Here is a 13,986-nt window from a genome sequence, read left to right as displayed (position 1 = left end):
CTCAGCCCTGACCCGCGTGGGTGTGGCTGTGGGACGTCTCCGGCGGGCAGCGCCGGGCGCGGTCGGAGCGGTCCCGGCGCCAGTCGAGGACCGCGACGGTCAGCGCGCAGAGCATGGCGGCGACCCCGGAGCCGACCGACAGGGCCACGGCCTCGTGGTAGTCGCCGTGGGTGGCGTTCAGCGTCAGGTAGAAGAGCCCCGGCAGCGCGGCGGTGCCCACGGCGCCGCCGAGGCGCTGTCCCGTCTGCAGAGCACCCCCGGCGGCGCCCGCCATCCGTACCGGGACGTCCCGCAGCGTCATCGTGATGTTCGGGGAGATCACACAGCCGCTGCCGAGACCGCCGACCAGCAGCGCCGGGGCCGCGAGCCAGGCGGCCCGGTCCGGGGGCGCGAGCCAGAGCACCAGCGCGGTCGTGCCGAGCCCCAGCATGACGGCGACGAGTCCCCAGACGGTCAGCGCCCGTTCCAGCCGGTCGACCAGCCGGCCCGCCACGGCCGCGGCGGTGGCGGAGCCCACGGCGAACGGGGTCACCGCCAGTCCGGACAGCAGTGGTGAGAAGCCCAGCCCGTTCTGGAAGAAGAGCGCGAACACCAGCCAGACGCCGCTGAACCCGACGAAGTACAGGGCGGCGAGGCCGGCGCCGGTGGCGTAACCGCGGGTCTCGGTGAGCAGTCCGGGGTCGAGCAGCGGCTGTCCGTCGCGGCGGGCGACCCGGCGCTCCCACCGTACGAAGGCGAACAGGACGAGCGGTGCCGCCGGGAACAGCCACCACACCCTGCCCACTCCGCCGCCCTCGGCCAGGACGAGGGGCAGCATCAGCGCCAGGATTCCGGCACCGAGGAGCACCACCCCGACCGGGTCCAGCGGTCCCCGGCCGCCGGGGGCGACCCGGGGCAGCAGGCGGAAGCCGAGCAGCAGGGCGAGAGCGCCGATCGGGACGTTGACGTAGAAGATCCACCGCCAGCCCTCGGGACCGGCCAGCGCCAGGATCAGACCGCCGACGACCGGGCCCACGGCGCTGGAGACACCCACGGTGGCCCCGAACAGCCCGAACGCGCGCCCGCGTTCCGCGCCCCGGAACATCTGCTGGATCAGTGCCGAGTTCTGCGGCGCGATGCTGCCCGCGGCGACTCCCTGGGCGAGCCGGGCGACCACCAGCAGCTCGATGCCCGGCGCGGCCCCCGCCGCCGCGCTGAAGACCACGAAGGCGGTCAGCGCGACGAGGAAGACGCGGCGCCTGCCGAACATGTCGCCGATCCGGCCGGCCGTCACCAGGGTCAGGGCGAACGCGAGGGCGTAGCCGGACACGACCCACTGCACGGACGCCGCCGAGGCGTGCAGCCCCCGCTGCATGGAGGGCAGGGCGACGGCGACGATCGTCACGTCCAGCAGGGTCATGAAGCCGGCGACCAGGGTCACCCACAGGGCCCGCCACCGGTTGGGGTCCGGGTGGTCGTCCGGACGGTGCACGCGGACTCCCCTCGTGAGGTGGACGTGGGGCGCGGTCGTCGCGCCCCACGCCTGCGTCACCCCGGACCGGGGGGTTCAAACCCGGGCCGTCCGGCCGGCCACCGCGGACCGCAAAGCCGAACCATGAGAACCCATAAGCCGCCCTTATGCCCTCATAGACCGGACCCGCGTACCGACTTAGGCTTGCCTTAGCTTAGGCTTCCCCACGAGTCGATCTATCACCGCTCGAAGGGAACCTGAACATGCCCCGCCCTCTGCGGGTAGCCATCGTCGGATCGGGCCCGGCCGGCATCTACGCCGCCGACGCCCTGCTCAAGTCCGAAGTGGCCGCCGACCCCGGTGTGTCCATAGACATCTTCGAGCGCATGCCCGCCCCGTTCGGACTGATCCGTTACGGCGTCGCTCCCGACCACCCGCGGATCAAGGGCATCATCACGGCCCTGCACCAGGTGCTCGACAAGCCGCAGATCCGCCTCTTCGGCAACGTGGACTACGGAACCGACCTCGGCCTGGACGATCTGCGCGCCTTCTACGACGGTGTGATCTTCGCCACGGGCGCCACGGCGGACCGTGCCCTGTCCGTCCCCGGCATCGAGCTCGACGGCTCGTACGGCGCGGCCGACTTCGTGTCCTGGTACGACGGCCACCCGGACGTGCCGCGCACCTGGCCGCTGGAGGCGGAGAAGGTCGCCGTCCTCGGCGTCGGCAACGTCGCCCTCGACGTGGCCCGGATCCTGGCCAAGACCGCGGACGAACTGCTGCCCACCGAGATCCCGCCCAACGTCCACGAGGGTCTCAAGGCCAACAAGGCGCTGGAGGTCCACGTCTTCGGCCGCCGTGGCCCGGCGCAGGCGAAGTTCAGCCCGATGGAGCTGCGGGAGCTGGACCACTCCCCCAACATCGAGGTGATCGTCGACCCCGAGGACATCGACTACGACGACGGTTCGATCGCGACCCGGCGCGGCAACAAGCAGGCCGACATGGTCGCCAAGACCCTGGAGAACTGGGCGATCCGCGACGTCGGCGAGCGGCCGCACAAGCTGTTCCTGCACTTCTTCGAGTCGCCCTCCGAGATCCTCGGCGAGGACGGCAAGGTCGTCGGCCTGCGCACCGAGCGCACCGAGCTGGACGGCACCGGCAACGTCAAGGGCACCGGCGAGTTCAAGGACTGGGACGTCCAGTCGGTCTACCGGGCCGTCGGCTACCTGTCCGACCAGCTGCCCAAGCTGCCCTGGGACATCGACTCGGGCACGGTCCCGGACGAGGGCGGCCGGGTCGTCCAGGAGTCCGGCGAGCACCTGCCGTCCACGTACGTCACCGGCTGGATCCGGCGCGGCCCGGTCGGCCTGATCGGCCACACCAAGGGTGACGCCAACGAGACGGTGTCGAACCTGCTGGACGACTACGCGAACGGCAGGCTGCTCACGCCCGCCTCGCCCGCTCCGGAGGCCGTGGACGCCTTCCTCGCCGAGCGGAACGTCCGCTTCACCACCTGGGACGGCTGGTACAGGCTCGACGCCGCGGAGAAGGCGCTGGGCGAGCCGCAGGGGCGCGAGCGCGTGAAGCTCGTCGAGCGTGAGGACATGCTGCGGGAGAGCGGCGCCTGAACCGTGCCGCGGTGACCGGGCGCGGGCCCGGCGGGGAGGTCCCCCCGCCGGGCCCGCGCCCGTTCCGCGGTCCGCCGGGGCTCAGACCTCCAGTTCGTTCTCGATCCGGCGCAGCTGGTGGCGTGCCATCGCCAGGTTGGCGCGGCTCGCGTCGAGCACCAGGTACAGGAACAGCCCGTTGCCGCCACGGCCCTTGAGCAGGCGGATCATGTGGTACTGGGTGTTCAGGGTGATCAGGATGTCCTCGATCTCCTCCTTCAGACCGAGGTGTTCCATCGTGCGCAGCTTGGACCGCACGACATCGGTGTTGCCGGCGGCGGCGACCTCCAGGTTGAAGTCCTTGCCACCGCCCAGCGTGCCGAGGGCCATCCCACTGGTGTAGTCGACCAGCGCGGCGGCGGTGGCTCCGTCGATGGAGCTGAGGCATTCCTTGAGCGAGGTCTCCAGGTTGGCCATGCGTGGGTTCCTTTCCGGACGTGATCGGTACGCGATCGGTTGATCAGGTCGGCCGGCGGTGGCCGCCGGTCTGGGGGCTCGGTTGGTGGGTGGGCCGCTGCGGGGTGCGCACCGGCAGCGTGCCGATGGGGCGGGCGGGGTCCGCCGGGAGCGTCGTGACGTGTTCGGCCGGGGTACGAGCGCGTTCCTGGCCGATCCGGGCGACGACCAGCTCCCCGATCCGGGCGCCGCTGCGCCGGCCCTCCAGGTGCAGCCGGCCCACGTTGACCCGGCCGTCGGCGAGCAGGGTGAGCACGGCGGCCGGGCCGGCGGCGTAGGTGGCGACGTAGCCGTCGGCCCCGCGCAGCAGCAGCTCGCGGAACCCGCCGCGCGCGGTGGCGTCGGCCATGCGGTGCGCGACGCCGAGGGCGGCGGCGGTGAGCGCGGCGAGGCCCTCGGGTTCGGTGCCCGGCGCGTCGTGGGCCAGTACGAGCCCGTCGACGGTGGCCGCGAGTGATCCGGTGAGCTGGGGTACGCGGTTGCGCAGGCGGTGCAGTTCGTCCAGGACGTCGCTCTCGACGGCCATGAGCAGTCTCCTTTCGGCACGCTGGCGACGCGCGCGGATCACAGGGCCTCCAGGGCGTGTCGAAGCCGTCGCAGCAGGGCCGTGTCCGGGTCGTCCCACACGACGCCGGGCGGCTGAGGGGCGGGTGTGGGGGGCGTGGAGGCGGGCGGCGCGGCGGTGACGAGGCCGTCGGCGGCCAGGCGGCGCAGTTCGACGAGGGTGTGGTACGTGCGGCAGGCGAGCGCCGAGGCGATCTGAGCGGCGGTGCGCACGCCGTCGACCTGCGTCAGGATCCGGCCGCGCCGTACCGGCAGGTCGGCGGCGCCGGCGTCGGGCGCCCGGGTGAGGGGGACGGTGTCGATGTCGGGGCTCGGCCAGATGCGGTCCAGCAGGGCCCGCCGGCGGTCGGACTCGCGGAGGACGACGTCCACCGGTACCGAACGCACCGCGCCGAGCCAGTGCACCGCACCGGGCCGGAAGCGGTGCGCGCGCGTGTCGTGGGCGAGGAGGAAGTACGCGGCGTCGAACAGCGCGCCCAGGTGGCAGACCTCCAACGCCCCCGCGGCGAGCCGGCCGCTGTCCACGAGCCGGCGTCCGACCCGGGCCTGCGTTCCGCCGCGGTCGACCGCGTCCCACCAACCGTCCGGCGCCACGGCACCGCTGCGGGTGAGCAGTGCGTGGAGGTCCGGGGTGAAGGCGGACTCCACGTGTACGACACGGCCCGCCGACAGGTAGACGATGCCGCGCTCGCCCGACAGGGCGCCGGTCGCCCCTTCGGCCGCGAGTGTGCCGAGGGCCGCCGACGTCGTTTCGCGCGTGGTCCAGGCGGTCGTCACTCCGGTCATCCGAGCACCAGACGATCGGCCATCTCGGCGAGCCGGATACGGGCCAGGGCGAGGTTTCCCTCGGCGCGGTCCAGCCACAGGTGCAGGAAGACGGTGCTGTCGAACGGGGTGCTGACGAACCTGAGCAGGTGGTAGGCGCCGGCGGTGGTGGCGATCAGGTCCTCGACCGGCGGCTCCTTCTCCGGCCCGACGGCGGGACCGGTCGCTCCGTCGGCTCCGGTGGCTTGGTCGGCTTCGCCGGCCTTGGTGGCTTTGCCGGCTTGGGGGGCGCCGGCCGCCGCCAGGGAGCCGCTCTCCGCGACATGCCGGGCCAGTTCGGCGGTCTCCGCCGCCGTCGCCTCCCAGTCGCCGCCCGGCGCGTCGCCGACGGCGCCCAGGGCGAGACCGCTGATCCAGTCGACCAACGACGCGCCCCGAGCGCCGGGCAGGCGCATGGCTTCGAGCAGACTCTCGTCGATCCCGGGCACGCCGGATCCCCTCTCCTGCACGGCTGTGTACCGCGAACGTGACGCCGAGACTACGGAAAGTGCACCCACCCGGTGAGCGCTTTGGCATTTTCCAGAGGAACGTGCGCGCGCTCCGGCATACTGCGTTGTTTCGGCCGTACGAGGGGCCCCGGGGATCCCGCGGGCGAGTCACGGCGCGGGCAGGACCACCCCGGCGCGGGCGGCCGTCGCGCGCCCCGCGCTCGTCCCGCGCACGGGTGCGTGGGCACGCCGAGACGGGCAACCCGGGGGCCATGGCCCGACTGCATCTCCCCCATCGCGGGAAGCACACGAAGGACGACCCGGCGAACGGGACGGCGCCGGACAGGACGACGCCCGAGGACTACGGTCCGGGCTCCTCCACCGAGCGCGCCGCCCCCGACTCCCCGACCGAGCTGCCGAAGCGCTCGTGGTCCGCGCTGCTGCGGCGCGTGATCGCCGAGTTCAAGGACGACGAGCTGACCGACCGCGCCGCCGCCCTGACCTACTACGGGATCCTGTCGCTGTTCCCGGCCCTGCTGGTACTGGTCTCGCTGCTCGGGATCGCCGGGCAGTCCGCCACCCAGGAGGTCCTGGACAACATCCAGAAGCTCGCGCCCGGATCCGCGCGGGACATCATCTCCGACGCGGTGGAACAGTTGCAGGCCAAGGCCGGACTGGGCTCCGTACTGGCGGTGGTCGGCCTGGTCGGCGCCATCTGGTCGGCGTCCGGCTACGTCGCCGCGTTCATCCGCTCGGCGAACGCGGTCTACGACATGCCCGAGGGGCGTCCGGTGTGGAAGGTGCTGCCGCTGCGGGTGGCCCTGACCGTGGTGCTGCTCGTGCTCGCCGTGGTCAGCGCGCTCATCGTCGTGTTCACCGGCAGCCTGGCCCAGCAGGTGGGCACCGCGCTCGGCGTCGGCGACACCGCGATGACGGTGTGGTCGATCGCCAAGTGGCCGGTGCTGGTGCTGCTCGTGACGTCCATGATCGCGATCCTCTACTGGGCCACCCCGAACGCCCGGGTCAAGGGCTTCAAGTGGGTCTCGCCGGGCAGCTTCATCGCCCTGCTGATCTGGCTGGTCGCCTCGGCCGGGTTCGCCTTCTACGTGGCCAACTTCGGCTCGTACAACAAGACGTACGGCACCCTGGCCGGTGTCATCATCTTCCTGGTGTGGCTGTGGGTGACGAACCTGGCCATTCTGCTCGGCCTGGAGTTCGACGCCGAGCTGGCCCGGCAGCGGGTGATCGACGGCGGCCATCCGCCCGACGACGAGCCGTACGTGGAGCCGCGCGACACCCGGACGTGGGACGAGACGGACCGACGGCGCGCGGCACCGGGAGAGTGACCGCCGAGGTTCGAGTCGGCCGCCCTCCGTGCGGGTGGGCCCGGCCGGCACGGTGACGGCCGAGTCACTCGCGATGTACAGCACCCGCCCCAGCCCCGTTCCCTCGTCCGGGGGAGACGGGCGCACGCCGGCCTGACGCCCGCGAGGACGTTGATCTCGAAGTACCGGCGCCACTCGTCGTCGCCGGTCTCCAGCGCGGGCGCCGTGCCGAAGACGCCGAGGCCGTTCACGAGAATCCCGACGTCGGGGAGCGTCCGGAGGGCCGCGTCGGCGCCCTCATCGGGTCCCGAGGCCGGGCGCGGCCGGCACGGACACGCCGTACGGTGCCTCGGCCCGCGGGTCTCCCGACGCTCTCCTCCGGGCGGACGACGCCGCGACCGTTGACGCCCACGCGGCGGCGACCGCCGCTCCCATGCTCCGCGAGGAGCCCGGATCGCTTCTCGTCGTGCCGTACGGTCGGTTCGTCGTGGTTCTGCCCACCCTCGCCCATGGCGCGCCCGGGTCCCCGCCGACCGCACCGTTCGCCGTGCCACGACCCGCCCGGTCGCGGACCCCGGGTGCTCTCCGCTGACCTGCGGCGACGATACTTGCCTGTGTCCGTGCCCCTGATTCCCGAGGACTCATGCCGACCTCTTCCACCGCCCGCCCCACGACTCCGCCCACGGTGTGGCCCGCTCGCGGCCGTCACGTCGGTTCCGCGGCGGAGGACACCGTCCGGCACACCCTGCAGCGACTCAAGGACAGCCACGTCATCGACGACTTCCTGGAGCTGCCCGACGAGCGGCCGGACGACGCCGCCGCCGGTGTCCGGATCTTCGAGGCGCGCTGGAAGGCCCCGGGGGCCGTCACCGTGCGGGCCAGGCTGATCCTGGAGCCGGGCTCGGCGGGCGGGCAGGAGTGGACCATCCTCGCGGAGGCCGAGGAGGCCTGGGATCCCGCCTGGCCCTCCCCCGCCACGATGTTCTGGCCCGACGACCCGGACGTCACCTGGGACCGCGACGCCGCCACGGGGCTGCGGCTGCGGGGCCTCAACACACTGCCAAACGACGACAAGGCCGTACGCCGGCTGCTCAAGGCGGCCGGGCGCAGCCCGTGGAACGTCCACGTCGTCGTGCACGAGGCGATGACCCCCGACCACCGCGGCCGGGTGCCGCTGGCACAGCGGCTGCCGCCCGGCCTGCGGCACCGCGTGGTCGAGCACCGCGCCGCACCGCAGCAGCTGCGGGTGGTGAACTGGGCCCTGGAGGACTTCGGGGTCCAGGTGCCGCGCGGCGGCGCCGTGGTGCTGCCCGGCACTCCCGCCCCGTCCGGCTACGACGCCCAGGACTTCTCCGTCCGTACCGTCTTCCTGGACGGCTCCGAGCCCGCCGGCCTGATCGCGGCGGTGACGTCCTTCGACGCGCTGAGCCGGCCGCTGCCGGCCGGCGCGCAGGACGCCCTCACCGCGCTGCGCGAGGACTGGCGGCTGCTGACCGTGGCGGAGGAACTGGAGCGCGAGCGCAAGCTGGTGGCCATGTACGCCGAGGCGCTGGAGGCCATGACACAGTCCCGGGACCTGTACCGGGAGGCGGCGGAGAGCGCGGCCGAGGCCCTGGCCGCGTACCGGGAGTCCGCCGGGCCCGCCCCGGCCGGACCACCGCCGTCCGCGACTCCCGCGGCATCGCCGCTGCGGCAGCTGACCCGCACGCTGGAACGGTTCAGGGTCTCCGGCAGGACGCCCCGTCCCGCGCCCGGCCAGGACACCTCCCGGCCGCCGGCCGAGCCCGGCGACTGACACCGGGCCAACGGACAGCCGAGCCACGGGACAGCCGAACTACCGGCCAGGCGGACCATCGGACGCCGGACGCCGGACGCCGGTCCTCCGGCGCTCCGGCGTGCTCGTCGCGAGACCGGCCCGACGGTGGGCCGCCGCCGACTGAGGGCACCCTCACGTGTCAGCCGACGTGACGTGGATACATGGACGGCACAGCCGCACGGCCCGTCCCGGAAGGTCACCGACGCCATGGACAGCCAGCACGAGGGCGCCGCCCCCGCTTCACCACCGGAGTCGTCCCACTCGCAGACCACGCTCCGCGTCAACGGCAAACCGCACACCCTCACCGTCGACCACCGCCGGGTCCTGCTGGACCTCCTGAGAGAGGATCTCGGGCTCGCGGGCGCCAAGAAGGGATGCGACCACGGTCAGTGCGGCGCCTGTACGGTCCTGGTGGACGGGCGCCGCGTCAACAGCTGCCTCCAGCTCGCCGTCGCCCTGGACGGCTGCGAGATCACCACCGTGGAGGGCCTCGCGGGAGACGGCGAGGACCTGCATCCGATGCAGCGGGCGTTCCTGGAGCGCGACGCCTTCCAGTGCGGATACTGCACCCCGGGTCAGATCTGCTCCGCCGTCGGCGTGCTCGCCGAGGCCGCGGCCGGGCACCCGTCGCACGTCACCGATCCGGGGACGCCCTCCGGCGCACCCGTCGCGCTGGACCGGGAGGAGATCCGGGAGCGGCTGAGCGGCAACCTGTGCCGGTGCGGTGCGTATCCGCGTATCGCCGACGCGGTCGAGGACGTGATCTGAGTGAAGCCCTTCGCGTACGTACGGGCCGGCAGCGTCGAGGAGGCCACCGACGCGTTCGCCGCCCACCCCGGCGCCCGCTACCTCGGCGGCGGCACCAACCTCGTCGACCTGATGAAGCTCGGTGTGGAGACGCCCGCCGCCCTCGTCGACGTCACCCGGCTCCCACTGGACGCGGTGGACGAAGCGCCCGACGGGTCGCTGCGCGTCGGCGCGATGGTCCGCAACAGCGACCTCGCGGCACACCTCGCCGTCCGCGACCGCTACCCCGCACTGTCCCAGGCACTGCTCGCGGGCGCGTCGGGACAGCTGCGCAACGCCGCCACCACCGGCGGCAACCTGCTCCAGCGCACCCGCTGCCCCTACTTCCAGGACCTGTCCAAGCCCTGCAACAAGCGGGAGCCCGGCACCGGCTGCGGCGCGCTGGAGGGCGTGCACCGCGACCACGCGGTGCTCGGCCACTCCGAGCAGTGCGTCGCCACCCACCCCTCGGACATGGCGGTGGCGCTCGCCGCCCTGGACGCGCGCGTCGAGCTGCACGGCCCCGAGGGAACCCGGAGCGTGCCCGCCGCCGACTTCCACCGGCTGCCGGGGCAGCACCCGGAGCGGGACACGGAGATCCACCCCGGCGAGCTGATCACCGGCGTGCTCCTGCCGTCCGCCACGGCCGGACTGCCCTCCGCGTACCGCAAGGCCCGCGACCGGGCGTCGTACGCCTTCGCCCTGGCCTCCGTCGCCGCCGTCCTGCACGTGCGGGACGGGGTGGTGGACCGCGCCGGGATCGCCTTCGGAGCGCTGGCGCACCGGCCCTGGCGGGCCCGGCGGGCCGAGGACGCGCTGGTGGGCGCGGCGCCCACGGCGGCGGCGTTCGAGCACGCCGTCGATCTGGAGCTGGCCGCCGCCGAGCCGCTGCGGGACAACGCCTACAAGGTGCCGCTGGCCCGCCGGCTCGCCCTGGACGTACTGGGCCGGCTCGCCCCGCCCGCCACGACCTGAACCCGGCGTACACGAGGAGGACTCCATGACCGGCACCGAGACCGTCCTGGGCGCTCCAGCCGAGCGCCGGGAAGGGCGGGAGAAGGTCACCGGCACCGCCCGGTACGCCGCCGAGTACGACAGCCCGGGCCGCGCCCAGGCCTGGCCCGTGCCGGCGGCGGTCGCGCGGGGCCGGGTGACCGGCGTCGACCCCGCTCCCGCGCTCGCCCTGCCCGGCGTACTCGCGGTACTCACGCACGAGAACGCGCCCCGGCTCGGGGACCCGGACGACCCCACCCTGGCGCTGCTGCAGAGCCCGCACGTCCCGCACCGGGGCTGGTTCGTGGGTCTGGTGGTGGCCGAGACGCTGGAGGCGGCGCGGGCCGGCGCCGCCGCCGTCCGTGTCACGTACGAGGCGGAGAGCCACGACGTGACGCTCACCGCCTCGCATCCGGAGGCGTACGTCCCCGAGTCGGCCAACGGGGGGTTCCCGGCCGTCACCGGACACGGCGACCCCGACGGTGCCTTCGCCTCCTCGGCGACGAGGGTCGACGTCGAGTACCGGATTCCGCCGCTGCACAACCACCCGATGGAGCCGCACACCAGCACGGCGGGATGGGACGGCGACCGGCTGACGGTGCACTCCTCCAGCCAGGGCACCAGCGCCGTACGCACGGAACTCGCCAGGCTGTTCGAGCTGCCCGAGGACCGGATCACGGTCCTCGCCGAGCACGTGGGCGGCGGTTTCGGATCGAAGGGCACACCTCGCCCCGACGTGGTGCTGGCCGCGATGGCGGCGCGGGTGACCGGCCGGCCGGTCACCGTCGCACTGCCGCGCCGCTATCTGCCCGCCGTCGTCGGTCACCGCGCACCGACCCTGCACCGGCTGCGGCTGGGCGCCGACGCGGGCGGCCGGCTCACCTCCCTGGTGCACGAGGTGACGACGCACACCTCCCGGGTGAAGGAGTTCGTGGAGCAGGCCGCGGTCCCCGCGCGCGTCATGTACGCCGCCCCCGCCCTGCGCACGCTCCACCGCGTCGCGCGGCTGGACGTGCCCACGCCGTCCTGGATGCGCGCCCCGGGCGAGTGCCCCGGTATGTACGCGCTCGAGTCCGCGGTGGACGAACTGGCCGCCGAGACCGGCATCGACCCGGTGGAGCTGCGGATCCGCAACGAGCCGCAGACCGAGCCCGACAGCGGCAAGCCCTTCAGCAGCAGGCATCTGGTGGAGTGCCTGCGCGAGGGCGCCCGCCGCTTCGGGTGGGAGGACCGCGATCCTCGCCCCCGCTCCCGCGCCGCCGGGCCCCTGCTGGTCGGCAGCGGGGTGGCCGCGGCCACGTACCCGGTCCTGGTGTCGCCGTGCGCCGCCATGGCACGGGCCCTGCCCGACGGCGGGTTCCTGGTACGCGTCAACGCCACCGACATCGGCACCGGCGCCCGGACGGTCTGCGCCCAGATCGCGGCCGACGCCCTCGGCGCCCCGCTGGACCGGGTCCGGATCGAGGTCGCCGACAGTGACATCGGTTTCGCGCCCATGGCCGGCGGCTCCTCCGGCACCGCCTCCTGGGGCTGGGCCGTGCACGAGGCGTGTGTCCGGCTGACCGGCCGGCTGGCCGAGCACTCGGGGCCGCTGCCCGACGAGGGCGTCACGGCCGACGCCGACACCTCCGGTACCGCCGACGCCGAGAGCGCCTACGCACGCCACGCGTTCGGGGCGCACTTCGCCGAGGTCACCGTGGACACGGTCACCGGTGAGGTACGCGTGGCGCGGCTGCTGGGCGTCTTCGCGGCGGGGCGGATCCTCAACGCCCGTACGGCGCGCTCGCAGTTCATCGGGGGCATGACGATGGGCCTGGGCATGGCGCTGACCGAGGACAGCACCATGGACCCGGCGTTCGGCGACTTCACCGAGTCCGACCTGGCCTCGTACCACGTGCCCGTGCACGCCGACGTGTCGGCCGTCGAGGCGCACTGGCTCGACGAGGAGGACGCCCACCTCAACCCCATGGGCAGCAAGGGGATCGGCGAGATCGGTATCGTCGGCTCGGCGGCGGCCGTCGGCAACGCCGTCCACCACGCCACCGGCATCCGCTTCCGGGAACTCCCGCTCACTCCGGACCGGGTGCTCACCGGTCTGCTCGAACACGGCCATCCCGCGGGCATGCTGGGGACGTGAGCGCACCGCCCGGTCCGCGCCGGATGTCCGGCGCGGACCGGGCGGTGTGCGAAGGACACCCGGCGGTCAGTCCGTCGCGCCGCTCGTCCCGGCCACCGGGCGGCGGGCCGGCCGGCGCGCGGCGGGCGCCTGCGAGGCCACCCGTACGCACAGGGCCGTGAGCGCGATCAGCGACGTCAGTACGGCGACGGCGACGGCGATCCAGGTGGGCGCCAGCGTGAGGTCCACGGTCTCGGAGACGCGCGCCGACGGTGTCGCGCTGCCGTAGAGCTTGGCCGAGGCCAGCGCCGCCGGACCCACGACCGCCGCGGCGAGCAGCGGTACGGCGGGCCGCACGGTCAGCAGCAGCGCCAGCACCAGGCAGAGTGCCGACAGGCCGAGGGCGGCGCCGTAGGCGCGGACGGAGGCGTCGTCCTGGTGCAGCGGGAAGTAGGCCACGCCGCAGCCGGCCAGGACGGCGACGGTGAGCCAGGCCGGCCAGGCCGCGCCCCGGGCCGACCGGCGGGCCGTACGGTCGTGGTCGTGCGGTGATCGGTCACGCGGCGTACGGCCCCCGTCGCGGTCGCGTTCGCGGCGCGGTGTCCTGCGGGCCGGGCGTGGTGTCCTGCGGCGTTCGCGGCCGCGGCGGTCACCTTCGCGTCCCCGGCGGTCCGCCGCGGCGAACGCGCCGGCCAGCCCCGCCGGTCGGGCGGCGGGTTCCGGTGCGTCGTCCTCGCCGGTCCCGTCCAGGGCCGCTCGCAGGCGCCGGGCGTCGGGACTGTCCGGGCGGGCCAGTCCGTCCTCGGCCAGCCGGCCGATCAACTGGACGAGTTCCTCGACGGGCCGTCCGGTGGCGGCGGCGCGTACGGCCTCCTGTCCGCAGTGCGGTTCCAGAGGTGTGCGGTGCAGCAGTTCCATCAGCCGGGTGACGTCCTCCACCGAGCGGCACTCCGCCGCGGCCCTGATCGCCTCGTCCGCGCTGTTGGAATGGCGCGGCGGCCGGGTCAGCAGGCCGACCAGCCGGGTGACGTCCTCCACGGACCGGTTCACGCCGACGGCGCGGAGCGCGTCGATCGTGGCCTGCGAGTACTGCGGGGACCGCTCCAGCATCGTGATCAGGTCGACGACCTCCTCCAGCGGCCGGTCCGCCACGGCGGCACGGACCAGGTCGCCGACCGGATCGCCGTACTCCCGCGCGGCTCCGCCGGGGGCGGCCGGTTCCTGGCCGAAGGGCCCCTGGACGCCGAAGGGCTCCTGAACGAAGGGGTCCTGAATGAAGGGGTCCTGTGGCGCGGGCGCGGGTTCCTGGGGCGCGGGTTCCTGGAAGGCGGGTTCCAGACGTTCGGGTTCTTGACGATCGGGTTCTTGGCGGGCGGGCGAACGCGCGGCGAAGGGATGGGCGATCGACGCCTCCGCGTCGGCCTGCGGGCCCGGCGGACGTACCGGGTGCGTGCCGGTCGCCATGGTCGTCTCCCCGGTGGGCAGGTCCACGGCGGATATCGCGTACTCGGGCGAACGGGGTGATGAAGAGCCGGTAGTCATGATCTCTCCGTGTGGGTG

12 protein-coding genes are annotated in these 13,986 nt (G+C 73.9%); 6 read left to right on the top strand and 6 right to left on the bottom strand.

What is annotated here, in order from left to right:
* Window position 1 precedes the first annotated feature (1 nt).
* The gene (locus ACH4NX_RS02040; protein ID WP_398127358.1) at window positions 2-1,471 is read right to left on the bottom strand and encodes an MFS transporter; all 1,470 of its coding nucleotides are present in this window, start codon (window positions 1,469-1,471) and stop codon (window positions 2-4) included.
* Between the two features lie 242 nt (window positions 1,472-1,713).
* On the opposite strand from ACH4NX_RS02040, the gene ACH4NX_RS02035 reads away from it, so the two are divergent.
* Complete coding sequence (locus tag ACH4NX_RS02035) at window positions 1,714-3,078, top strand: FAD-dependent oxidoreductase (RefSeq protein WP_351400713.1); 1,365 nt, start codon at window positions 1,714-1,716, stop codon at window positions 3,076-3,078.
* Window positions 3,079-3,159: 81 nt separating this feature from the next.
* On the opposite strand, the gene ACH4NX_RS02030 is transcribed toward ACH4NX_RS02035, so the two are convergent.
* From ACH4NX_RS02030 to ACH4NX_RS02015, 4 genes are read right to left on the bottom strand one after another with little or no spacing between them, the layout of a single operon-like run.
* Window positions 3,160-3,534 (bottom strand): hypothetical protein, encoded by a 375-nt coding sequence (locus ACH4NX_RS02030; RefSeq protein ID WP_351401801.1) that lies wholly within the window; start codon window positions 3,532-3,534, stop codon window positions 3,160-3,162.
* 43 nt (window positions 3,535-3,577) lie between these two features.
* Complete coding sequence (locus ACH4NX_RS02025) at window positions 3,578-4,099, bottom strand: roadblock/LC7 domain-containing protein (RefSeq protein ID WP_351401803.1); 522 nt, start codon at window positions 4,097-4,099, stop codon at window positions 3,578-3,580.
* A gap of 38 nt (window positions 4,100-4,137) precedes the next feature.
* Window positions 4,138-4,923, bottom strand: a complete 786-nt coding sequence (locus ACH4NX_RS02020; RefSeq protein ID WP_398127357.1) for a hypothetical protein — start codon at window positions 4,921-4,923, stop codon at window positions 4,138-4,140.
* Entirely contained in the window at window positions 4,920-5,390 is a 471-nt protein-coding gene (locus ACH4NX_RS02015) for a hypothetical protein (protein ID WP_398127356.1), read from the bottom strand. The genes ACH4NX_RS02020 and ACH4NX_RS02015 overlap by 4 nt, the downstream gene beginning before the upstream one ends.
* A 272-nt stretch (window positions 5,391-5,662) precedes the next feature.
* On the opposite strand from ACH4NX_RS02015, the gene ACH4NX_RS02010 reads away from it, so the two are divergent.
* From ACH4NX_RS02010 to ACH4NX_RS01990, 5 genes are all read left to right on the top strand, one after another.
* Window positions 5,663-6,736 carry a YihY/virulence factor BrkB family protein gene (locus ACH4NX_RS02010; RefSeq protein WP_398127355.1) on the top strand — a complete coding sequence of 358 codons (1,074 nt, stop codon included), beginning with the start codon at window positions 5,663-5,665 and terminating at the stop codon, window positions 6,734-6,736.
* A gap of 622 nt (window positions 6,737-7,358) precedes the next feature.
* Window positions 7,359-8,510, top strand: coding sequence for a hypothetical protein (locus ACH4NX_RS02005; protein ID WP_398127354.1), 1,152 nt, complete (start codon window positions 7,359-7,361; stop codon window positions 8,508-8,510).
* A gap of 228 nt (window positions 8,511-8,738) precedes the next feature.
* Window positions 8,739-9,299 carry a 2Fe-2S iron-sulfur cluster-binding protein gene (locus ACH4NX_RS02000; RefSeq protein WP_398127353.1) on the top strand — a complete coding sequence of 187 codons (561 nt, stop codon included), beginning with the start codon at window positions 8,739-8,741 and terminating at the stop codon, window positions 9,297-9,299.
* Window positions 9,300-10,292 carry an FAD binding domain-containing protein gene (locus tag ACH4NX_RS01995; RefSeq protein WP_398127352.1) on the top strand — a complete coding sequence of 331 codons (993 nt, stop codon included), beginning with the start codon at window positions 9,300-9,302 and terminating at the stop codon, window positions 10,290-10,292.
* Between the two features lie 25 nt (window positions 10,293-10,317).
* On the top strand, window positions 10,318-12,447 hold the full coding sequence (locus ACH4NX_RS01990) for a xanthine dehydrogenase family protein molybdopterin-binding subunit (RefSeq protein ID WP_398127351.1): 2,130 nt from the start codon (window positions 10,318-10,320) through the stop codon (window positions 12,445-12,447).
* Window positions 12,448-12,513: 66 nt separating this feature from the next.
* On the opposite strand, the gene ACH4NX_RS01985 is transcribed toward ACH4NX_RS01990, so the two are convergent.
* On the bottom strand, window positions 12,514-13,968 hold the full coding sequence (locus ACH4NX_RS01985; protein WP_398127350.1) for a hypothetical protein: 1,455 nt from the start codon (window positions 13,966-13,968) through the stop codon (window positions 12,514-12,516).
* Window positions 13,969-13,986: the final 18 nt, after the last annotated feature.

Source organism: Streptomyces sp. NPDC017225, from assembly GCF_044331465.1.
GTDB lineage: Bacteria > Actinomycetota > Actinomycetes > Streptomycetales > Streptomycetaceae > Streptomyces.
The sequence above is the reverse complement of the archived record's forward strand: the minus strand, read 5'-3'. Positions and strand labels throughout refer to the sequence as shown.